We start from the raw sequence: 20,776 nt of genomic DNA, 5'->3' as shown, positions 1-20,776 counted from the left end.
TGGCGGCGTGGGAAGGGTGAGGGCGATATTGTGGACGTCGACGTTCAACTAGACTGGGCCGACGCCTATCTGGCGCAGGCTCCGGCGGGCGATCTGTTTGCCGGGGCCGCACCGGCCATGGCGGCACGCTGGCGCGCCATGCTGGAGCGCCTGTCGACGCAGGCACAGGGCGATCCCGCCATATTGGCCGACCATGTCGCGCGGCAGGCGATCGACCTCGGCATGGCGTTCCGCCACACGGGCGATGAGGAAGAGCGATCCTGGCCGCTCGGCCCGGTGCCGCTGCTGGTCGATGCGGCGGAATGGGCACATATCGAACGCGGCCTGATTCAGCGCGCCGACCTGCTGGAGCGAGTCGTCAGCGACGTCTATTCCACACAATCGCTGGTGCGCGACGGCAAGCTGCCCGCCAGCATCATCACCGGCAGCCCGCATTATTGGCGGGTGATGACCGGCACGCCACCGCCGCGTGGCCATCATCTCCATTTCTATGCCGCCGATATCGGGCGCGGCCCGACCGGCGAATGGCGGGTGCTGGCGGATCGGGTGCGCACGCCCGTGGGCGTGGGCTATGCGCTGGAAAACCGGCTCGCTTTGTCGCGCGCGACCGGCGACATGCTCGGCGCGATGAACACGCGCCGGCTTGCGCCCTTCTTCGACGAACTGCGCCGGGGCCTCGCCGCCGACTGCACCCGCGCCGATCCGCGTATTGGCCTGCTGACGCCGGGCCGCTTCAACCAGAGCTATGCCGAACAGGCGCATCTCGCCCGCTATCTCGGCCTGCTGCTGGTGGAAGGCGACGACCTGATCGTGTCGGACGGCCGCCTGTTCGTACGCACCATTCAGGGCCTGAAGCGCATCGACGGCCTGTGGCGCTGGATGGACAGTCGCTTCCTCGATCCGCTGGCGTTCGACGGCCAGTCGCGCATCGGCGTGCCCGATCTGTATGACGCCTGCGCGCGCGGCGGCCTGATGGTCAGCAACTGGCCGGGTGCCGGCGTGATCGAATCGCGCGCCTTCGCCGCCTTCCTGCCGCAACTGGCGCAGGCGATGCTGGGCACCGACCTGATCCTGCCCAACATCGCGACCTGGTGGTGCGGCCAGCCCCGCGAGTGCGACCATGTGCGGGCGCAGATCGACAATCTGGTGGTCGGCTCCGCCTTCATGGCCGACGCGCCGTTCACGCCCGGCGCCACGCTCGACCGGGATCAGCGCGCCGCCCTGTTCGACGCCATGGCGCGCCGGCCGATGGACTATGTCGGGCAGGAAGTGGTGAAACTGTCGACCACGCCCGCAATCATCGATGGGCAACTCACGCCCCTGCCCTTCACCCTGCGCATCCTCGTGGCGCGCGATGCGACCGGGCGCTGGCGGGTGATGCCCGGCGGTTTCGCCCGGCTGGCGGGCCATGGCGACATTCGTGCCGCACTGATGGGACAGGGCGATATGTCCGCCGACCTGTGCGTGGTCGACAGCAGCCCGGTGCCACCCGACAGCCTGCTGGGGGGCGCACCCGCCATCCGCCGGGTCGGCGGCATGCTGCCGGCCAAGGCGGCGGATAATCTCTACTGGCTGGGCCGTTATATCGAGCGGACGGAAATGACGCTGCGGCTGATCCGCGCCATCGTCGGCGGGTCTATCGAGGCGGACCTTGGCCCCTCGCTCGCCTCCCCCACCATGGCGCGACTGGTCGATCAGCTGGCTCTGTGGGGCGCGGTGCCCGGCCGGGCCGGTGCGGTCGGTTCGCTCTGCGCCACAGCGCTGGGCGATGCGCGCCAGTCGGGCAGCGTCCGGGCGCTGATGGCGACCGTCGCCAATATCGGCGAAGGGTTGCGCGATCGGCTATCGAGCGATGTATGGCGGCTGCTGCGCCTGCCCCTGCCCGGCTTCGACCCCACCGTCACCGAAACCCTGCTCGATGCCTCGTCCCGCATGATCGAACGCATGTCGGCGCTGTCGGGTCTGGCGGCGGAGAATATGGGCCGGACCGAAGGCTGGCGCTTCCACGATATGGGACGCCGCATGGAACGGGCGGTCAATGGCTGTCGCCTGATCTCCCTGTTCGGCGGGGACAATGCGTCGGCCGACGACCTGATGGTGCTGCTCGACCTGATGGACAGCCAGATCAGCTATCGCACCCGTTATCTGACCGGCCCGGCGCTGCCGCCGGTGCGCGATCTGGTCGCGCTGGAGCCGCATAACCCTCGCGCCATCGCCTGGCAGGCATTGCAGCTGGCCGATCATGTCGCCGCGCTCCCCACCCTGCGCGCCGATGGCATGCCGGAAGAGCCTCGTCGTCTGGCCGACGCACTGGCCGCCCGGCTGGCCCCTTTGACCGGCGACACTGTGACGATGGCCGACATCGCCGATGTGGAAAACCGACTGCTGCGCTTGTCCGAAGCGATCGGCCAGCGCTACTTCCTGCAACTGCACAAGACGCAGGACGCGGACATGCTGTCATGATCTACCATGTCCGCCACCGTACCATATTGCGCTATGCCAGCCCGATGCGGCTCGCCCGCTTCAACCTGCGGCTGCGGCCTGCGCCATGGATGGGCCAATGGACGTCGGACTATGCGCTCAGCGTCGATCCCGTGCCTTCGGTCATCGAATCGCGCCCCGCCGCCTGGCCGGTGCAGGTCGCCCGGCTGGTGATCGAAAGCCCGATCCGGCAACTGACGATCGAAAGCCGCTTTCGCGCTGGCGTGCAGCATGGCGCGCCGATTCTGCCCGATACCGGCGATCCGACCGTCGCCACGGTTGCGCAGGCGGCACTACGCGATCGCGACATGGGGCCATCCGCCCCCGCCCATTATCTCTTCGCCTCACCTCGCGCCCCACTGCTGACGGCGATCGGCGACTGGGTGGGCGACACGCTGGCGCCGGACCGGCCGATCGTTGCCGCCGCGCTCGATCTGGCGCTGCGCATCAAGGCGGAGTTCGCCTATCAGCCCGGCGCGACCACCGCCGCCACACCCGTCGCCGACGCCTTTGCCGCGCGTCATGGCGTGTGCCAGGATTTCGCCCATGTCATGGTAGTAGCGCTGCGCCTTGCCGGTCTGCCCGCCGCCTATGTCAGCGGCTATCTGCGCACCCTGCCGCCGCCGGGCATGCCGCGCCTCGTCGGCGCGGACGCTATGCATGCCTGGGCGATGCTGTGGTGCGGGCCGACGCGGGGGTGGATCGGCTTCGACCCGACCAACGGCGTCATTACCGGCGACGACCATCTGTTCGTCGCCATGGGCCGCGACTATGCCGACGTCGCACCGATGGACGGGCTGTTCGTCGGCGGCGCGGGGCAGAGCCTGTCGGTGATGGTCGACGTCGCGCCGGAAGAGGAAAAGGAAATCGCATGACCGCCATCATTCTCGTGCTGGCTGGCATTTACTGTCTGACTCGCGGCGTTATGGACCTGCGCGCGAAACGCTGGGTCTGGGGCGTACTGGGCCTCGTCAGCGGCGTCGCCATCATGGCCGCGCCGGTCCCGACGCAGGTACAGGTGACCCTGCCTGCCAGCCCAGCGCGCTGATCAGACGCGCTCGAACATCAGCTTCATGCCCTTGCGCGGGCGCACGGTCAGGCGGCTGATCGGTTCAGCCTTGAACCCCTTCGCCACGGTCAGCCGATAGCGGCGCAGCGTCGCGGCGATCACCGTCATCACCTCCTGCTGGGCAAAGCCCGCGCCGACGCAGACGCGTGGCCCCCGACTGAAGGGGAACCAGGCCTGTTTCGCCATTTCCGCATTGGCGGGGTCGGCAAAGCGATCGGGGTCGAAGGCATGCGGGCAGGCCCAATTATCCTTATTGCGCTGGGTCAGCCAGGGGGCGACCACCAGCATCGCGCCCGGCTCCAGCTGCTTGTCGCGCATCTGCATCGGGCAGGGCACTTCGCGCGGGAAGAAGGCGAGCGGCGGATAAAGGCGCAGCGTCTCCTTGAAGACGTTGCGCACCACGGGCATGTCCTTCAGCATCGCGGCGGTGAAAGGGTCTTCGCCCGCAACCTGCGCCACCTCGGCCCGCGCGCGATCCTGGATATGGGCGCATTCGGCGAGCAGATACAGCGCCCAGGTCATCGTGCTGGCCGATGTTTCATGCCCCGCCAAGAAGATGGTCGCGACCTGATCCATCAATTCCTTCAGCGTGAAATGCGCGCCCGTCTCGGGATGCTTCGCCTCCACCAAGGATTGCAGGATATCCTTATATTGCGCCGGTTCGCCCGCATGAAAGGCGTCGAAGCGCGCCGTCACGATCGGACGGAAGACATCGCGGATCGCCGTCGCCGGGCGCTCCGACCATTTCTCGAACCAGCGGCTCGGCAGGCCGTACAGGCCCAGCATGGAGGCGCTGTGCGAATAGCGCTGGAAGCGGCCGAACGCCTTGTGGATGATCGCCGAGCGCTGGAGGTCCAGCGTCTCGGAAAAGAGCGTGCGGAAGATGATGTCGGCCGCCACATGAGTCATCATCGGATCGACGTCGAACGACTTGTCCGTCCCCGCCGCCTCGATCCGCGCGAGGAAGGCATCGGCGGCGGCCGCCATCAGCGGCATCGACTTGGCCAGTGCAGTATGGGCGAAGGCCGGGTTCACCATCGCCCGCTGATTTTCCCAATCCTCGCCATTGGCGGAAAAGACGCTGTTGCCGATCAGCGGCCACAGCCCCTTCACCAGTTCATGATGCTTGGGAAATTCGGTGCCGCCCTTCAGGATGCGATCGACCAGTACCAGTTCGTTGGCGATATACATGGTCTGGCCGCGCCCGCGCACCTCGCCCATCTTCATCGTATAGCTTTTTTCGAACAGCACATGGATCCAGCTGTGCCAGCCGATGAAGAAGCGCTGCATCATCGTGCGCTTGTTGCGCGTGGGCTGCGGAAAAGGCGGGGTGAAGAGCGGATCGGTCATGGGATCGTCCTGAAGGCGGCGATGGACTCGTCGAGGCGGCTGCGACCCGCTGTCAGACTGATGAAATCGACCGGCGACAGGCGATCCCCGACGCGCAGATAGTCGAAATGCGCCTCATATTTGTTGGACCAGCCGCCATGATAATTTTCGGGCTCATAAAAGAGGTGGAAGCGCGGCGATAGCATGTCGACCCGCGCCGCATGTCGATCGGCGACAAGAAGCAGCGGATTGACGTTGAAATAGGCCGCGCCATCCGGCGGGAAGGACAGGTCGACATAGCGGAAATGCTTGTCGGCCAGCACCTTCAGGTCGGCATGATACCAGCGCGCATCGGTGCGCAGCGCCACCACCGGCACCACCTGCCCCAACCCGACCATGGCGAAATGGGCCGGCAGCGTGTCGCCGCGTCGATCGAACAGACGGCGCATCACCGACATGCCCAGGATCGTGCCAGCACTGTGGGTGACGAACAGGACTTCGTCCCACGGCCCGTCCAGTTCGTCTGCGATTCGGCCCGCAAAGGCATCGAGCCGCGCGTCCAGCGCTTCGCCGGGACCGCCAGCCGCCAGCGTGTGATGATAATAGGTGAAGCGCAGCAGCCAGGGCACGACCAGCTTGTTGAGCCACTTGCCCGACAGCAGCGCGCTCACGCCGATCCCCACCAGCGCCGCCGCCCAGAAGGGCAGCACGATCCACAGCAGCAGCGCCGGCATCAGCGCGAACAGCAGCGGGATCATCACCGCCAGGAAGGGCGGGTAGCAGATGGTCAGCACCGGGCCGGGCCGCAATGCCTTCATGCGGCCGAACTGCATGAATCGGCCATGGCCGACATAGGTGGCGATGGAGCGCCAGGCGAGTTTCAGCGGATTGCGAATCCACACCTTCCCGACCAGATCCTCCCAGCGCAGATATTCATAGTCGGTCTGGGTGCCAGCCGCGTCATTATCCACGCTCCAGGCCGCCGACACGGTCGATCCGGCCGCACCGGCACGGCGCGCACTCACCGTCAGACTATCGCCGGTCAGGGCCGCATGGCGCGCCGCCTGATCGCGATAGAGCTGATGATAGAAACGCACGCCACGCGGATCGAATCCGCCCAGATAAAAGACTTTACGCTTGAACTTTTCCACGGCCCCCGCCCTAATCGGATCCATGAGTATATCCGAGCGCGACTATTGCTATTTCATCGACCACCGAAAATACAACCGAAACATCGGTTGCCGCAAACATGACAATATGTACGGAATCAATGGCGGCGGCGGTGAGCGGGACCGTTGGCGGGCCGACATGACCTTTTATCGCCATATGAAGGCCAATGGCGATCCGATGGCGCTGCCTTCGCTGCTCGCCTGCCTGACCTTCGGCTGGTTCTGCTGGAACTATCATCCGGGCAAGGGGCTGTGGCGCGGTCAGCTGTTGCGCCGCTTCTTCAAAGCGCCCAAATGAGCGGCATGATCCAGCCCAAATCCGTCAGCGTCGGTTCCGTCACATTCGGCAACGACCTGCCCTTCGTCCTGATTTCCGGCCCCTGCCAGATCGAAAGCCGCGACCATGCGCTGTTCATGGCGGAGGCTCTGGCGAAGGCCGCGGCGGCGGCGGGCGTGCCCTTCATCTTCAAGAGCAGCTTCGACAAGGCGAACCGGACATCGGTATCGGGCCGGCGCGGCGTGGGCATCGACGCAGGGCTGGCGATCCTGGCCGACGTGAAGGCGACTTTGGGCTGCCCGGTGCTGACCGACATCCATGGCCCCGAACAGGTGGAAGCGGCGGCGCAGGCGGTGGATATCCTGCAAATCCCCGCCTTTCTCTGCCGCCAGACCGATCTGCTGATCGCGGCAGGGAAGACCGGCGCGGTGATCAACGTCAAGAAGGGCCAGTTCCTCGCCCCCTGGGACATGGCGGCGGTGGCGCAGAAGGTCGCCTCCACCGGCAATGAGCGCATATTGCTGACCGAGCGCGGCGCGAGCTTCGGCTATAATACATTGGTCAGCGACATGCGCGCGCTGCCGACCATGGCCGAAACCGGCTATCCGGTGGTGTTCGATGCCACCCATTCGGTGCAGCAGCCCGGCGGGCTGGGTTCGGCATCGGGCGGGCAGCGCGAATTTGCGCCCCTGCTGGCGCGCAGCGCGGTGGCGGCCGGGGTCGCGGCGATCTTTGCCGAAGCCCATGAAGACCCGGACAATGCCCCATCCGACGGCCCGGTCATGCTGCCGCTCGACTGGGTCGGGCCGATGCTGGAAAAGCTGGTCGCGATCGACGCGGTGGTGAAGGGCCGGTAGGAAAATCCGGGCTTAACTTCGCACTTTTCTCGCACATTGCGACATATCGTTGCGTGGGCCTGATCCTATCGGAAAGTCAGGCCCATGGCCGACTGGCCCGATCATGACAGAGTCAGGCCAGATAGGACAGGCTGGTCATGGCCGGGTCTGGCCCCGGCCCCGCACGATCCACTTGTAGGTGGTCAGCCCTTCCAGCGCGACCGGGCCACGCGCATGCAGGCGGCCGGTCGAAATGCCGATTTCGGCGCCCAGCCCGAATTCGCCGCCATCGGCAAACTGGGTAGAGGCGTTCCACATCACGATCGCGCTGTCGACGGCATTGAGGAAATGTTCCGCCGTCGCCGCGTCTTCGGTGATGATGGCGTCGGTATGGTGGCTGGCATGGGCAGCGATATGGGAGATCGCGTCTTCGACGCCGTCGACCAGCCGGATCGAGACGATGGCGTCGAGATATTCGGTATCCCAATCCTCGTCGCTCGCCGCCGTGACGCGCGCATCCATCGCCTGCACCGCCGCATCGCCGCGCACTTCGCACTGGGCGTCGAGCAGCGCCTGCACCAGCGCGGGCGCATGGCCATAGGCGCGATCGATCAGCACCGTTTCGGTCGAACCGCACACGCCGGTGCGCCGCATCTTGGCATTGACGACCAGCGCCTGCGCCATGGCGGGGTCGGCCGCGCCATCGACATAGCTGTGGTTGATGCCGTCCAGATGGGCGAGCACGGGCACCCGCGCTTCCTCCTGCACCCGCGCGACCAGGCTCTTGCCGCCGCGCGGCACGATCAGGTCGACAAATTCCGATGCCTTGAGCAGCGCACCCACCGCCGCGCGATCGGTGGTGGGAACCAGTTGCACGACGTCGGCGGGCAGGCCGGCGGCGACGATGCCGTCCACGATCGCGGCATGAATGGCACGGTTGCTTTCCTTCGCCTCGCTGCCGCCGCGCAGGATCACGGCATTGCCCGCACGCAGACAGAGCGCGGCAGCATCGGCCGTCACATTGGGGCGGCTTTCATAGATGATGCCGATCACGCCCAGCGGCACGCGCACCCGGCTGAGTTCCAGCCCATTGGGCCGCACCGACGTGTCGATCACGCTGCCCAGCGGATTGGCGAGCGCAGCGACCTGATCCACGCCGTCAGCCGTGGCCGCGACGCGATCCTCGTTCAGCTTCAGCCGGTCGAGCATGGCAGGCGACAGCCCATTGGCCACCGCATTGTCCATGTCGCGCGCATTGGCGGCGATGATCGCCGGCGCCTGATCCCGCAGCGCCTGTGCCGCGCGGCGCAGCGCGTCCGCCTTCTGCGCGTCGCTCGCCTGCGCAATGATTGCAGCGGCGCGGCGCGCGCGCGCGCCCATCGTCGCGATCAGCATTTCGGGGGTCTGGGTCAGGTCGTTCATGGACACTCTCGGCCGAATTTGGCCGCGCCTTAAAGCATTTTGACGTCATCTGGAACAGATGACGGCTCGCAAAATGCGGGAAACCGAAAATGTAGCATGAAAGCGCGTCGCAGCGAAAGGCGCACGGGGCCTTAAAGCGGAGCGAAAAAGGGAGGAGTACCAACGGCCGGATCATGGGTCGCAATATGACCCGGCCGTCAGCAGGCAGGCGTAGCCCGCCTCTCCTTCGGTTTAGCGATTCGGCATCGCCGCCACATACCCCAACAGGGGTAAGGCAGCAGAAATTCCGCTTCCGTCAGTGACTGATAAGCCCGACGATCCGCACCAGTTGCGATTCCCGGTTGCAGCCGGTCTTCTCGTAGATGCTGCGCAACTGTACCTTGAGCGTCTCCACCGACACGCTGCGGGCGGCCGCGATCTGCTGGCGCGATTGCCCCGCCGCCAGACGGATGGCGATGTCCGCCTCGGCCGGGGTCAGGCGGAAGGTGCGGGTCAGCAATTGCACATGCCGGTCGGACGGCTCCCCCACCCGCGCAACGACGATCGCGCGCGGGGCGAAGGGCAGCGCCCAGGGTCGCACCGGCAGCGGATGAAATTCCAGCATGATCGCGACGCCGCCGGCCTCATCCGCCAGCGCCACCGGATCGGCAGTGCGGCCGGGTGGCTCGATCACGCTGCGCATCGCCCGCAGGATCGCCCGCGTTTCGTCCGCACGGTCGCTCGCCAGCCAGCCATCGCTGACGTGGATGCGGCTGGTGGACAGCAGCGCCTCGGCACGCGGGGTCATGCCACCGACCCGCCCGGTCGCATCGAGCAACCAGCAGGCCCGGTCCATGGATTCGAACGTGCCGGACAGGAGCGCAAAGCCCTGCGCCTCGATCGCCTGCTGCAACAGCACGGCGGACCGGGCATGGCCGGCGATCCGGGCGAACAGGTCGCGCTGCTCCTGACTGGTCCGGCCATCCTTCGCATTGCGCAGCAGCGCCAGCCCGACCATCTGGTCCGGCGCGCCGACCAGCCGGGTCTGACATCCGTCGAAAATGTCGAAGTCCGAACACATGTCGAGATAGTCGTCCGACCGCAATGTCGGGCGGGCCATGTCATAATGGGCTTCATGCACCACGGCCGGTCGGTCCGGCAGACGATCGGCTGCGATGCGGAAATTGAGGTCGGGCTTGGCCTGGTCGATCGCCGCGCCCTTGGGCACGATGCTCGCGTCGATATCGCTGATCCAGTTGAAACCCCAGGCCCCCGGCCCGAAGCCGATCAGCTGACCATGGCCAGAGCCGGTCGCCCGCGCCATCGCCTGAATGGCGGCGCCCCATTTTTCCGGTTCGAGCGCAGCGGACAGGAACATGTCCGCCCACGCCGCATCATCCTTGGCGCGAGTCGCCATAGAAACCCCCCAATGCCCCGGATTCGCCTGAGCCAAAGCACAGGCGAAGTCAAATGGGTCGAAGGAGGAAACCGCCCAAAAACGGGGCGTTATTGATCTGGATTAACCTTCGGTCAGGCGGCCTGCGCCAGTTCTTCTTCGCGCACCGCTCGGATCATGCGGCATGGCGGGATATTGCGCCATTCCAGCGCGTCGCTGACATCGCCGAAGATCGGGTTCAGGAAACGCAGTACATAGCGCGAATATTGGTAGATGAGGAAAGCGCCGCCCGGCCGCAGCGCCCGCCGTGTTTCGGCGCAGATGGCTTCGCCCACGCCATCGGGCAGGGTCGAGAAGGGAATGCCCGACAGCACATAATCGGCCTGATAATGGCCCGCTTCCTTGATGAAACGGCGAACGTCGGCGGCGGAGCCATGGACGACACGCAAGCGTGGATCGTCAATTTCCGCCTCCAGATAGGCGACGAAATCCAGATTGAGGTCGATCGCCAGCAACATCGCGTCGGCTGGCAACCGGTCGAGGATCGGCCGGGTGAAGGTGCCGACGCCCGGACCATATTCCACGAACAGCCGCGTATTACGCCAGTCCACCTGATCCAGCACCCGGTCCACCAGCGTCGCGGAGGACGGGATGACCGACCCGATCATGCCGGGATGCTTGATGAACTGGCGAAAGAACATGCCCCACTGGCTGAAAAAGGAACCGGACTTCCCTGCGCCGGCCTTGGCCTTCTTGGTCTTCTTCAATGGAATGGAGGCCATCAACGTCCGCCTGTGTGAATCATCCAGAACGCCTTGCAAATCCGGACCTTTCTGGCAAGCGGCTTTGCAACATGCCTGTCATGAACGCAGGGGGCGGCGGATGGGTTCAATCCGCCGCCCCCCGCTGCATGGCCGCATCAATCCGCCCGGTCGCGCGACCGCACCATGCCCGGCGCGATGAAGCCGATCGGATCGACCTGCATCGCCCGCTGTTTCAGCTGCGACTGGATCTGTTCATATTCGCGCTCCATTTCGGGCGTGACGGAGGCACGTGTGTCTTCCAGTGCCGCCTCGAAATGCGCCTGCGTCACCTTGTCTACCGACAGCGACTGGCGCAGCGCGAACAGGCCGGCACGGCGGACCAGATCCTCCAGATCCGCGCCGGTGAACCGCTCCGTCTCCGCCGCCAGACGGTCCAGATCGACATCGTCGGACAGCGGCATCTTGCCGGTATGGATGCCCAATATGCGCCGCCGCCCTGCTTCGTCGGGGACCGGCACATAGATGAGTTCGTCGAACCGCCCCGGCCGCAACAGCGCCGGGTCGATCAGCGTCGGCCGGTTGGTCGCGCCGATGACGACCACCGACTGCAACTCCTCCAGCCCGTCCATCTCGGCAAGGATGGTGTTCACCACCCGCTCCGTCACCGCTGGCTCGCCCAGGCCACCGCCGCGTGCGGGGACCAGACTGTCCAGTTCGTCGATGAAGATGACCGTTGGCGCTACCTGCCGCGCGCGGGCGAAGAGACGGGCGATCTGCTGCTCGCTCTCGCCATACCATTTAGACAGCAGGTCGCTCGATTTGGTGGCGATGAAATTGGCCTGCGCTTCCCGCGCGACCGCCTTCGCCAGCAGGGTCTTGCCGGTGCCAGGCGGGCCGTAGAGCAGGAAGCCCTTGGCCGGGCGGATGCCGATGCGGCGGAAAGCATCGGGGTCTTTCAGCGGCAGCTCGACCCCTTCCTTTAGGCGCATCTGCGCATCGTCCAGCCCGCCGATATCGGACCAGCCGATATTGGGTGCCTGCACCATCACCTCGCGCATGGCCGATGGCTGCACCCGCTTGATCGCGGACAGGAAATCCTCCCGCGTGACGGACAATTCCTCCAGCACGTCGGGCGGGATCGTCCCGTCCTCCAGATTGAGGCGCGGCATGAAGCGCCGCACCGTCTCGATCGCTGCCTCGCGGGTCAGCGCGGCAAGATCGGCGCCGACAAAGCCATAGGTCATGCGTGCCAGTTCGGCGAGGTCGACCTTGTCGCCCAGCGGCATGCCGCGCGTATGAATGCCCAATATCTCGCGCCGGCCGCGCTCGTCGGGGACGCCGACGATGATCTCGCGATCGAAGCGGCCGGGCCGGCGCAGCGCCTCGTCGATCGCTTCGGGCCGGTTGGTGGCTGCAATCACGACCAGATTGGTACGCGGCTCCAGCCCGTCCATGAGCGTCAGCAGCTGGGCGACGAGCCGCTTTTCCGTCTCGCCGGTCACATTGCCGCGCTTGGGCGCGATCGAATCGATCTCGTCGATGAACAGGATCGACGGCGCGGACTTGGCCGCCGCCTCGAATATCTCGCGCAGCTGCTTTTCCGACTCGCCATAGGCCGATCCCATGATCTCCGGCCCGTTGATCAGGAAGAATTCGGCATCCGACTCATTGGCGACCGCACGCGCCAGCCGCGTCTTGCCGGTGCCCGGCGGGCCATGCAGCAACACCCCCTTGGGCGGATCGACGCCCAGCCGCGTGAACAGTTCGGGATAGCGCAGCGGCAATTCCACCATCTCGCGCAGCTGGTCGATCGCATCGGCCATGCCGCCGACATCATCATAGGTCACGTCGGCGCGGCGCGATTCGCGCGGTTCTTCATATTCGGCGCGCAGCTCGACTTCAGTCTCGGCGTCGATATGGACGATGCCCTTGGGCACGGTGGACACCACTACCAGCCGGATTTCCTGCAAGGCGTAGGCCGGCGCGGCCAGCATCTGGCGCAATTGCGGCGGCATGTCATTAGGGGGCACCTGCTGCTGCCCGGCGGTCGCAACGACATCGCCAGCGGTCAGCGGCCGCTGGTAGAAGACGCGCTTCAACGCGTCGGGATTGCCCTGTAGTCGTAGATTATTTTGTGCAGGTGCGAACACCACTCGCTGGGCGGGGCGCGGTTCGGCCTTCATGATCTGGACGAAGTCACCCGATCCCACACCGGCATTGGCGCGCTGCAATCCATCAAGGCGAAGAACGTCCAGCCCTTCATCCTCCTTGTACGGACGCACCACCCGCGCCGGCGTGGCGCGCTTGCCGACAATCTCGACCACATCGCCTTCGGCCAGTTCCAATTGCGCCATCACGGTCAGCGGCAAGCGCGCCAGACCGCGCCCTGCATCTTCCGGCCGCGCATTGGCGACCTGAATGCGGCGTCCTTCCTGTTCCTGATCGGCCACGCATCATCCCCGTCTTTGTCGTTCCGTAACGATGTAGGAAACACCGGGCCGGGGAAAAAGGGGCAAGCGATCAGATGGCGCGACCAAAAAAAAGGGCCGGTCGCAAGACCAGCCCTGAAAGTTTTAGGAGAGGATGCCTGAAAGGCCTGTCCTATGTGCAGTGCGGCACGATATATTGCAAGTGCGAAAAGAATTAGCGAGTTGCAAAAATTGCATCTTGCCATCTAGCCCATTTTCCTGCTCTGTAGGGAGAGGATGCTTGAACCCCGGTTCGCGCGGCGCACGACAAGAATCAATGACGCGGCGCAGCGCACCGGCATAGATATTGACGAGATATGCGCAGATTGCCGCCCCTTACGGCCCTGGAGGCCTTTGTACAGGTTGCCCGCCTGGGGTCCGTCAAGGCGGCTGCCGAGGAACTCGCCCTGTCGACTCCGGCGCTCAGCCGCCGCGTCCAGGCGCTGGAGCGCTTCATCGGCCGCCCCCTGTTCGACCGCAAGCATCAGGCGCTGGAAATCAATGCCGAAGGGCAGCGACTGCTGGACGACATTGCCCCCGCGCTGGATTCCCTTTCGCAGGCGCTGGAGAATATCCAGAGCGGCGGCAACCAGTTGCGGCTTCGGCTGGCGGTGATGCCGCTGTTCGCGACCCAGCGACTGTTCCCGCATCTGGGCAATCTGCGCAAACAGCATCCGCAGCTGCATATCGACATCGAAACCACGCCCCACGCCGTCGCGCGACTGGGCGAAGGACTGGACGCGGCGATCGTGCTGATGGCCAAGGACATCGATTCGGCCCTCTATGCGCATGAACTGGACCATGAGCAGGTCTACCTCATCGGTCGGCGGGAGTTGCTGGAGGGGCCGCATGCCCTGACCTCGCCGGAAGAACTGGCGCAGCAGACCGTGCTGCTCCATCGCGACATGGCGCTATCCTTCGATGCGTGGAAGGAAGCGGCGGGCCTGCCCGACCTGCAACCGCTGGCAGTGGACAATTATGATTCGGGCCAGTTGATGCTGGAGGCCGCCGCACAGGGGCTGGGCGTTGCGGTGATGCACGCCAGCCATTATGAACAGTCGCACGATCCGCGGCTGGTGCGGCTGTTCCCGATCCATGTCGACAGTCCCTATCGCTATTTCTTCGTCTGCCGCCCGCGCGCGCTCCAGACGCGCGCCGTGCGCATCTTCCGCGACTGGCTGGTCAGCGCGGATATCTGAGGAAAGCGGCGGCAGTCGGCTTTTCGTCGCACACCCGATTATTTCGCTGCCGGTCCCTTAACCTTGTTTCATGCCGTCCGTTATGGAGAGCATGAACGGGGCACAACCATCTTCCGCGAGCCCGCAACATGGGCTGACCGACCGTCTGGCACGCTGGGCCAGGGGGTTTTCCGGCAAAACCGAGGAGGGTGTCGTCGAAGACGAAGAAGAGCAGCGACCGCGCAGCGGCACCGCCTCCAACCGCGAGATTAATCGCCGCAAACAGCTTTACAGCGACATTGGCGACTTTCTCTTCGCCCATGACCTCGACCTGACACCGATCAACTTCAGCGTCGCGCTGGACTATCTGACCGGCGCGAACATCGGCGTCGAAAAGGCGATCAAGGCCGTAATGATGGAACGCGGCAAGATCACCAACGGCTGGATCGAATCGATCGCAGCCGAACAGCGCGCCGACGAGGTCACGCCCGAATCGCTGGCCTCCATGCTGGACAAGGTGGAGGAGAACCTCACCCAGTTCACTGGCCTGATGCATGAATCGCGCAACAGCGCGAAGGATTATGGCGCGGCCTTGCAGGAGCAGGCCAAGGATCTGGGCGAAGGCCGCGACAATGAGCCGGTGCTGGCCCGTCTGGTCGGCCTGACCCGGTCCATGGTGGAAAAGACGCGCCAGGTCGAAAGCCAGCTGCGCGAGAACCAGAAACAGACGCAGGCGCTCAAGTCGAGCCTGGAAAATGCCCGCCGCGCCGCCGAACATGACCATCTGACCGGCCTGCCCAACCGCCGCGCCTTTGAAGGCGTGCTGCGCGATGAAATGGAACAGGCGCAGGGCAATGGCGAAACGCTGTCGGTCGCCTTCTGCGACATCGACCATTTCAAGCATATCAACGACACGCATGGCCATGACACCGGCGACCGGGTGCTGAAATTCGTCGCCGGCCTGCTGGCCAAAGCCTCCAACGACCGCTGCCATGTGGCGCGGCATGGCGGCGAGGAATTCGTCATGCTGTTCCGCGGCAAGACCGCCGCCGAAGCCTGCGAAGTGGTGGATAGCGTGCGCGAGGATCTGGCCAATCGCAGCCTGGTAAACCGCACCAATGGCGAGCGGATGGACCGGGTCAGCTTTTCCGCCGGCGTTGCCAATGTGCTGGCCTATGACGACCCGCGCGGCGCGCTCAAGGCCGCCGACCGCGCCCTCTACCTTGCCAAGGAACATGGCCGCAACCGCGTCTACCTTGCGGCGGAGGTGGACTAAAGGCGTTAGAAATCCGGCTTTTCATAATGGGCCGGCGGGGTAATGACCTCCATCCGCTCCGACAATAACGGGCGGAAGGAGGGGCGCGACTTGAAGCCGGCATACCAACGCCGGACCGGTTCGTGCCCCTGCCAGTCGATGCCGCCCAGATAATCCGCCACCGACAGATGCGCAGCCGCGGCGATATCGGCCAGACTGAGCGTCGCACCTGCCATCCAGCTGCGATGATCGAGCAGATAATCCATATAATCCATATGGACATTGGCGCGCTTCATCGCCTCGCGCAGTATGCGGGCATCAGGCGACGTCCGTTCAACCAGCCGCTTCTTCATCCGCTCGTGCAGCAACGGGCCGACCACATCACCATAGAAATTCTGGTCGAAAAAGGCGGTCAGCCGCCGCACCTCCGCCCGTCCGGCGGCGGTGCCAGAGATCAGCGGGACTTTCTCCACCGTCTCCTCGAAATATTCGCAGATCGCCTGACTGTCGATCAGCGTCACGCCCTTTTCCGCATCCGCCATGACCGGCGTGGTGCCGGCCGGGTTCAGATCCAGAAACTCGTCGCGCATCATCCAGGGCGATTCACGCACCAGATCATAGCCGATCCCCTTCTCACCGAGGAGAAGCCGGACCTTGCGCGAAAAGGGACAGAGCGGGAATTGATAAAGCAACCACATAAGTGATCCCTGTTAGAGCATTTTGAAGTCATCTGGAACAGATGACGGCTCGCAAAATGCGGAAAACAAAAGAGACCTGGCGCATGATGGTCGCATCATGCGCCAAGCGCGGGCGGGCTGCGGGGAAAGCGGCAAAATGCCATCACGATATTCATTCGATACGGCGATATTGGCCAAAAGGAGGGCAAGAAACGGCATGGTCCGGCCTTCCGATCCCCGCCATCGGGCGATAGAAGAGAAGGCAATAATGGTTTCGTGATGGAAAGGATGCCCGATGTCTGACGATTTCTTCCCGGTGCCGGAGGAATGGGCCAAGGGCGCACTGCTGGACCGGGCGGCACGCGACGCCGATTATGCGCGCTCGATCGAAACGCCGCATGACTATTGGCTGGAGCGGGCGCAGCGGCTGGACTGGATCACTCCTCCGACCAAAACCAATGAAAGCAGTTTCCACGAAGCGGATTTCGGCGTGCAATGGTTCTCCGACGGGGTGTTGAACGTCAGCGCCAACTGCATCGACCGCCATCTGGCGCAGCGGGCCGACCAGACCGCGATCCTGTGGGAACCCGATTCGCCGGATGCAGAGCCGCGCCGCTACAGCTATGCGCAGTTGCATGAGGAAGTCAGCCGCTTCGCCAATGTACTGAAGGCCGCAGGCGCGAAGAAGGGCGACCGCATCACCGTCTATATGCCCATGATCCCGGAGGCCGCCTTCGCCCTGCTCGCCTGCGCGCGGATCGGCGCGGTGCACAGCGTCGTGTTCGGCGGCTTTTCCCCCGACGCGCTGGCCGGCCGCATCCAGGATTGCGATTCGAATATCGTCATCACCGCCGATGAAGGGCGGCGCGGTGGCAAGGCGGTGCCGCTCAAGGTCAATGTCGATGCAGCGCTGGCCCATTGCCCCAGCGTGAAGAAGGTCGTGGTGGTCAAGGCGACCGGCGGCGCGGTGACAATGCAGGCCGGACGCGACCTGTGGCTGCATGAGGAAGCGGCAAAGGTATCGGCCGATTGCCCGCCCGAACCGATGCAGGCGGAAGATCCGCTGTTCATCCTCTACACCTCCGGATCGACCGGCAAGCCCAAGGGCGTGCTGCACACGACCGGCGGCTATCTGCTGTGGGCGGCGCTGACCCACGAACTCTGCTTCGATTATCGCCCCGGCGACATCTACTGGTGCGCGGCCGATATCGGCTGGGTCACGGGCCACAGCTATATCGTCTATGGTCCGCTGGCCAACGGCGCGACGACCCTGATGTATGAAGGCGTGCCCAACTGGCCGACGCCCAGCCGCATCTGGGAGGTGGTCGACCGGCATCAGGTGCAGACGATCTTCACCGCTCCCACGGCACTGCGCGCTTTGATGAAGGAGGGCGACGAATTCGTCACGAAGACCAGCCGCAAATCGCTGCGCCTGCTCGGCACGGTGGGCGAACCGATCAACCCGGAAGCCTGGCGCTGGTATCATGGCGTGGTCGGCGAAGGCCGCTGCCCGATCATCGACACATGGTGGCAGACCGAAACCGGCGGCGCGATGATCGCGCCGACGCCGGGCGCCACGGACCTGAAGCCCGGCTCCGCCACCTTCCCCATGCCCGGCGTGGTGCCGCAGATCGTCGATAGCGAAGGCAAGGTGCTGGACGGCGCGACCGAGGGCAATCTGGTCATCGCGCAAAGCTGGCCGGGGCAGATGCGTACCGTCTGGGGCGATCATGATCGCTTCTTCCAGACCTATTTCACCACCTTCCCCGGCAAATATACCACCGGCGACGGCGCGCGGCGCGATGCCGACGGCTATTACTGGATCACCGGGCGCGTGGACGACGTCATCAACGTGTCGGGCCACCGCATGGGCACGGCGGAGGTCGAAAGCGCGCTGGTGCTGCATGAAAGCGTCGCGGAAGCGGCAGTCGTGGGCTTCCCGCATGATATCAAGGGGCAGGGCATCTACGCCTATGTGACGCTCAACAGCGGGGAGGAAGCGACCGACGATCTGCGCAAGGCGCTGGTGAAATGGGTGCGGACCGAAATCGGCCCGATCGCCACGCCCGACGTCATCCAGTTCGCCCCCGGCCTGCCCAAGACCCGGTCGGGCAAGATCATGCGCCGCATCCTGCGCAAGATTGCCGAGGGCGAAGTCTCCGCGCAGGCGCTCGGCGACACCAGTACGCTGGCCGACCCGTCGGTGGTGGAAAATCTGGTCGCCAATCGTCAGAAGTAGACAGAAAGGATCGCACCGCCGCGCAATCCGTTGGATATAGGGCCATGGCCGTCGGGTAGGACGGCCATGGCTGTTTCAGGGACACATCCGAAAAGGAGCAGCCCATGGCCCGTTACACCTCCGTCGCCCGTGCCCTGCACTGGATCATCGCGATCCTGATATTGGGCAATCTCTTTTTCGGCTTTGCCCATGATGCCCTGCCAAAGGACTGGGCCGTGATGCCGGTCCACAAGTCGATCGGGCTGACCGTGCTGGCGCTGACACTCTTGCGGATCGTCTGGCGGCTTACGCACCCTGCCCCGCCGCTGCCCGCCGCCATGCCGGCATGGGAAAAGGGCGCCGCCCATGTCACGCACATCGTCTTCTACGCGCTGATGCTGATCCTGCCGCTGTCGGGCTGGATCATGTCGTCGGCGGGAACGCGGCCGTTGAACTGGTTCTTCCTGTTCGACGTCCCCAAATTTGCGGTGGGCAAGGAAGATGCGATCGTCGGCCTGTCGCGCGGGGCGCACAGCCTGCTCCCCTGGCTCTGGGTCGCGCTGATCCTGCTGCATGTCGGCGCTGCCCTGCGCCATCATTTCATGCTGAAGGACGATGTGCTGCGGCGGATGCTGTGAGTTGAATTTTTGACGATTGCGCGCTATATGGAGCGTGCAAATGTCATGGCGTTCTCGCCTTTGATAGAAGAACCCCCGTCACGGCAATGGCGGGGGTTCACTCGTTTGGGGACGCGCGGCAACGCGCCCCCGCCCGTCGCACACCTTATTTGGAGCGCGAAACCTCCACGATCTTGAGGATCAAGGTCGCAAAGGCGATCATCACTCCAAGAGCGATGCACGCATCTGCAAATGTCATGCGCGTTTCTCCTTCTGATAGACGGCATTATTGCCGCAAATCAGACGTAACAGAGAAACAGATGCCCCGTCCAAGGCATCCGGCTGACATCTTCCACTACACCATCTCGCCCGTCAGCAGCCTTGGCAGCGCACCCGACTGGCCCCGCGCTTCGGCCATGAAGCGCCCCTTGAGCGCACCGCTGCGCTGTACCGCCGCCAGTCCCGCGCGGCGCACCAGCGACGGGATTTTGCCCGGCACGTCGAACAGCCGCACCAACCCGTCCATCGCCACGCTGGTCATCATCGAATCGAGGCCACGCCAGCGCTGATAGCGCGCCAGCAACTGCGCATCGCCGGGGTCAAGGCCAAGGCGCATCCCTTCCACCAGTATCTCGACCAGCGCGGCGACGTCGCGGAAACCGAGGTTCACGCCCTGCCCCGCGATCGGGTGGATGGCGTGCGCGCTGTCGCCCACCAGCGCGAGACGCGTGTCGGTGATGCGCGCGGCATGGTGGAAGCCGAGCGGATAGGAGGAGCGCGGCCCGGCCAGTTTGATCTCGCCCAGGAAACCGCCGATCCGCTTCTGCGCCTCGGCCAGCCAGGCGCGTGTCGACAGCTTCATCATCGCCGGTGCCTGCTCCGTCGGCACGGTCCACACCACGGCGGAGCGGGTACCCGGCAGCATCGGCAGCAGCGCGAAGGGGCCGCCGACATAGAAAATCTCGTAAGCCGTGTTGGCGTGCGGCACCTCATGGTCGATCGCCGTGACCATGGCGGTATGCTTGTACTGCCAGCGCGTCGTGTTGATCCCGGCGGCCTCGCGCGTGGGGCTGTTGCGCCCCTCCGCCGCGACCAGCAGCGCGCCGTGGATGGTCGCGCCGCTCGCCAGCGTCAGCGTGACGCCATCGGCATTGCGATCGACATGGGTAGCGCGATCCGGCTGGTAGCGGGTCAGGTTGACGGCTTCGTCCGCCGTCTTCGCCAGCGCGACGCGCAGGTCGCGATTGGGGACCATCGTCCCCATCACGCCATCATCGGCGTCCGGTGCGAAATCCAGCGCGCCCGGCTCCAGCCCGTCGCTGACCCAGATGCGGTCGATCGGGCAGCCCTTGCCCTCAAGATGCTTGCCCACGCCAATGGCGGTCATCATCGCATAGCTGGTGGAACTGATCGCCGACACCCGCCCGTCGAAACCGGCGGCGGTCACGCCCACCGGATCGGCCGGGTCGATCACGGCGGTCTTCACGCCATGGCCCGAAAGAGCGATGCCAAGGGTCAGGCCGACAAGGCCACCACCCAGAATAACGACGTCGAAGCGTTCCATGGGGCTGTGTCTAGGCGCTTGGGATGCGATTGGGAAGTATGGCTAAACCCTAATTCCGTTCGGGCTGAGCCTGTCGA

Annotated in this window: 17 protein-coding genes; 9 read left to right on the top strand and 8 right to left on the bottom strand. The window is 64.9% G+C overall.

Annotation, left to right across the window (positions count from 1 at the left end; translation table 11 throughout):
* Positions 1 to 117 precede the first annotated feature (117 nt).
* From RQH62_RS11460 to RQH62_RS11450, 3 genes are read left to right on the top strand one after another with little or no spacing between them, the layout of a single operon-like run.
* The gene (locus tag RQH62_RS11460) at positions 118 to 2,463 is read left to right on the top strand and encodes a circularly permuted type 2 ATP-grasp protein (protein WP_405053541.1); all 2,346 of its coding nucleotides are present in this window, start codon (positions 118 to 120) and stop codon (positions 2,461 to 2,463) included.
* Positions 2,460 to 3,356, top strand: a complete 897-nt coding sequence (locus RQH62_RS11455) for a transglutaminase family protein (protein ID WP_311268888.1) — start codon at positions 2,460 to 2,462, stop codon at positions 3,354 to 3,356. Before RQH62_RS11460 ends, RQH62_RS11455 begins: the two co-directional genes overlap by 4 nt.
* Positions 3,353 to 3,529: a hypothetical protein gene (locus tag RQH62_RS11450; RefSeq protein WP_311268887.1), complete on the top strand. Its 177-nt coding sequence runs from the start codon at positions 3,353 to 3,355 to the stop codon at positions 3,527 to 3,529. Before RQH62_RS11455 ends, RQH62_RS11450 begins: the two co-directional genes overlap by 4 nt.
* On the opposite strand, the gene RQH62_RS11445 is transcribed toward RQH62_RS11450, so the two are convergent.
* Together RQH62_RS11445 and RQH62_RS11440 are read right to left on the bottom strand one after the other, a co-directional pair.
* Positions 3,530 to 4,900: a cytochrome P450 gene (locus tag RQH62_RS11445; protein WP_311268886.1), complete on the bottom strand. Its 1,371-nt coding sequence runs from the start codon at positions 4,898 to 4,900 to the stop codon at positions 3,530 to 3,532.
* A complete protein-coding gene (locus RQH62_RS11440; protein ID WP_311268885.1) occupies positions 4,897 to 6,030 on the bottom strand; it encodes a hypothetical protein in 1,134 nt (377 codons plus the stop codon). The genes RQH62_RS11445 and RQH62_RS11440 overlap by 4 nt, the downstream gene beginning before the upstream one ends.
* Positions 6,031 to 6,052: 22 nt before the next feature.
* Between RQH62_RS11440 and RQH62_RS11435 the strand changes: the two genes are divergently transcribed.
* Positions 6,053 to 6,346 carry a hypothetical protein gene (locus tag RQH62_RS11435; RefSeq protein ID WP_311268884.1) on the top strand — a complete coding sequence of 98 codons (294 nt, stop codon included), beginning with the start codon at positions 6,053 to 6,055 and terminating at the stop codon, positions 6,344 to 6,346.
* Entirely contained in the window at positions 6,343 to 7,182 is an 840-nt protein-coding gene (gene kdsA, locus RQH62_RS11430; RefSeq protein WP_311268883.1) for a 3-deoxy-8-phosphooctulonate synthase, read from the top strand. The genes RQH62_RS11435 and kdsA overlap by 4 nt, the downstream gene beginning before the upstream one ends.
* Before the next feature lie 135 nt (positions 7,183 to 7,317).
* Here the strand turns inward: kdsA and RQH62_RS11425 are convergent, their stop codons facing one another.
* The 4 genes from RQH62_RS11425 to RQH62_RS11410 all read right to left on the bottom strand — a co-directional run bounded on the left by RQH62_RS11425 (position 7,318) and on the right by RQH62_RS11410 (position 13,172).
* The gene (locus tag RQH62_RS11425; RefSeq protein WP_311268882.1) at positions 7,318 to 8,583 is read right to left on the bottom strand and encodes a glutamate-5-semialdehyde dehydrogenase; all 1,266 of its coding nucleotides are present in this window, start codon (positions 8,581 to 8,583) and stop codon (positions 7,318 to 7,320) included.
* A 295-nt stretch (positions 8,584 to 8,878) separates the two neighbouring features.
* Positions 8,879 to 9,979, bottom strand: a complete 1,101-nt coding sequence (locus RQH62_RS11420) for a helix-turn-helix transcriptional regulator (protein ID WP_311268881.1) — start codon at positions 9,977 to 9,979, stop codon at positions 8,879 to 8,881.
* A gap of 113 nt (positions 9,980 to 10,092) precedes the next feature.
* Entirely contained in the window at positions 10,093 to 10,740 is a 648-nt protein-coding gene (locus tag RQH62_RS11415) for a methyltransferase domain-containing protein (RefSeq protein WP_311268880.1), read from the bottom strand.
* Between the two features lie 137 nt (positions 10,741 to 10,877).
* A complete protein-coding gene (locus tag RQH62_RS11410; protein WP_311268879.1) occupies positions 10,878 to 13,172 on the bottom strand; it encodes a CDC48 family AAA ATPase in 2,295 nt (764 codons plus the stop codon).
* 335 nt (positions 13,173 to 13,507) lie between these two features.
* Between RQH62_RS11410 and RQH62_RS11405 the strand changes: the two genes are divergently transcribed.
* Both RQH62_RS11405 and RQH62_RS11400 read left to right on the top strand, forming a co-directional pair.
* Positions 13,508 to 14,389 carry a LysR substrate-binding domain-containing protein gene (locus RQH62_RS11405; RefSeq protein ID WP_184269133.1) on the top strand — a complete coding sequence of 294 codons (882 nt, stop codon included), beginning with the start codon at positions 13,508 to 13,510 and terminating at the stop codon, positions 14,387 to 14,389.
* A gap of 91 nt (positions 14,390 to 14,480) precedes the next feature.
* Complete coding sequence (locus tag RQH62_RS11400; RefSeq protein ID WP_311268878.1) at positions 14,481 to 15,644, top strand: GGDEF domain-containing protein; 1,164 nt, start codon at positions 14,481 to 14,483, stop codon at positions 15,642 to 15,644.
* Between the two features lie 5 nt (positions 15,645 to 15,649).
* Here the strand turns inward: RQH62_RS11400 and RQH62_RS11395 are convergent, their stop codons facing one another.
* Entirely contained in the window at positions 15,650 to 16,321 is a 672-nt protein-coding gene (locus RQH62_RS11395) for a glutathione S-transferase family protein (protein ID WP_311268877.1), read from the bottom strand.
* 274 nt (positions 16,322 to 16,595) lie between these two features.
* On the opposite strand from RQH62_RS11395, the gene acs reads away from it, so the two are divergent.
* Both acs and RQH62_RS11385 read left to right on the top strand, forming a co-directional pair.
* Positions 16,596 to 18,539 carry an acetate--CoA ligase gene (gene acs / locus RQH62_RS11390; RefSeq protein WP_311268876.1) on the top strand — a complete coding sequence of 648 codons (1,944 nt, stop codon included), beginning with the start codon at positions 16,596 to 16,598 and terminating at the stop codon, positions 18,537 to 18,539.
* Between the two features lie 104 nt (positions 18,540 to 18,643).
* Positions 18,644 to 19,156: a cytochrome b gene (locus RQH62_RS11385; protein WP_311268875.1), complete on the top strand. Its 513-nt coding sequence runs from the start codon at positions 18,644 to 18,646 to the stop codon at positions 19,154 to 19,156.
* Positions 19,157 to 19,490: 334 nt separating this feature from the next.
* Here the strand turns inward: RQH62_RS11385 and RQH62_RS11380 are convergent, their stop codons facing one another.
* Positions 19,491 to 20,699, bottom strand: coding sequence for a UbiH/UbiF/VisC/COQ6 family ubiquinone biosynthesis hydroxylase (locus tag RQH62_RS11380; RefSeq protein WP_311268874.1), 1,209 nt, complete (start codon positions 20,697 to 20,699; stop codon positions 19,491 to 19,493).
* Positions 20,700 to 20,776: the final 77 nt, after the last annotated feature.

This window comes from Sphingobium sp. WCS2017Hpa-17, from assembly GCF_031843765.1.
Classification (GTDB): domain Bacteria; phylum Pseudomonadota; class Alphaproteobacteria; order Sphingomonadales; family Sphingomonadaceae; genus Sphingobium.
The sequence above is the reverse complement of the archived record's forward strand: the minus strand, read 5'-3'. Positions and strand labels throughout refer to the sequence as shown.

Excerpts from the sequence above, each read along its gene's own strand:
- RQH62_RS11455 (WP_311268888.1), top strand. The coding sequence starts at position 2,460 with ATGATCTACCATGTCCGCCACCGTACCATATTGCGCTATGCCAGCCCG.
- RQH62_RS11435 (WP_311268884.1), top strand. The coding sequence starts at position 6,053 with ATGAGTATATCCGAGCGCGACTATTGCTATTTCATCGACCACCGAAAA.
- RQH62_RS11450 (WP_311268887.1), top strand. The coding sequence starts at position 3,353 with ATGACCGCCATCATTCTCGTGCTGGCTGGCATTTACTGTCTGACTCGC.
- RQH62_RS11405 (WP_184269133.1), top strand. The coding sequence starts at position 13,508 with ATGCGCAGATTGCCGCCCCTTACGGCCCTGGAGGCCTTTGTACAGGTT.
- RQH62_RS11425 (WP_311268882.1), bottom strand. The coding sequence starts at position 8,583 with ATGAACGACCTGACCCAGACCCCCGAAATGCTGATCGCGACGATGGGC.
- acs (WP_311268876.1), top strand. The coding sequence starts at position 16,596 with ATGTCTGACGATTTCTTCCCGGTGCCGGAGGAATGGGCCAAGGGCGCA.
- RQH62_RS11460 (WP_405053541.1), top strand. The coding sequence starts at position 118 with ATGGCGGCACGCTGGCGCGCCATGCTGGAGCGCCTGTCGACGCAGGCA.
- RQH62_RS11385 (WP_311268875.1), top strand. The coding sequence starts at position 18,644 with ATGGCCCGTTACACCTCCGTCGCCCGTGCCCTGCACTGGATCATCGCG.
- RQH62_RS11415 (WP_311268880.1), bottom strand. The coding sequence starts at position 10,740 with ATGGCCTCCATTCCATTGAAGAAGACCAAGAAGGCCAAGGCCGGCGCA.
- RQH62_RS11395 (WP_311268877.1), bottom strand. The coding sequence starts at position 16,321 with ATGTGGTTGCTTTATCAATTCCCGCTCTGTCCCTTTTCGCGCAAGGTC.
- RQH62_RS11380 (WP_311268874.1), bottom strand. The coding sequence starts at position 20,699 with ATGGAACGCTTCGACGTCGTTATTCTGGGTGGTGGCCTTGTCGGCCTG.
- RQH62_RS11400 (WP_311268878.1), top strand. The coding sequence starts at position 14,481 with ATGAACGGGGCACAACCATCTTCCGCGAGCCCGCAACATGGGCTGACC.
- RQH62_RS11445 (WP_311268886.1), bottom strand. The coding sequence starts at position 4,900 with ATGACCGATCCGCTCTTCACCCCGCCTTTTCCGCAGCCCACGCGCAAC.
- RQH62_RS11420 (WP_311268881.1), bottom strand. The coding sequence starts at position 9,979 with ATGGCGACTCGCGCCAAGGATGATGCGGCGTGGGCGGACATGTTCCTG.
- kdsA (WP_311268883.1), top strand. The coding sequence starts at position 6,343 with ATGAGCGGCATGATCCAGCCCAAATCCGTCAGCGTCGGTTCCGTCACA.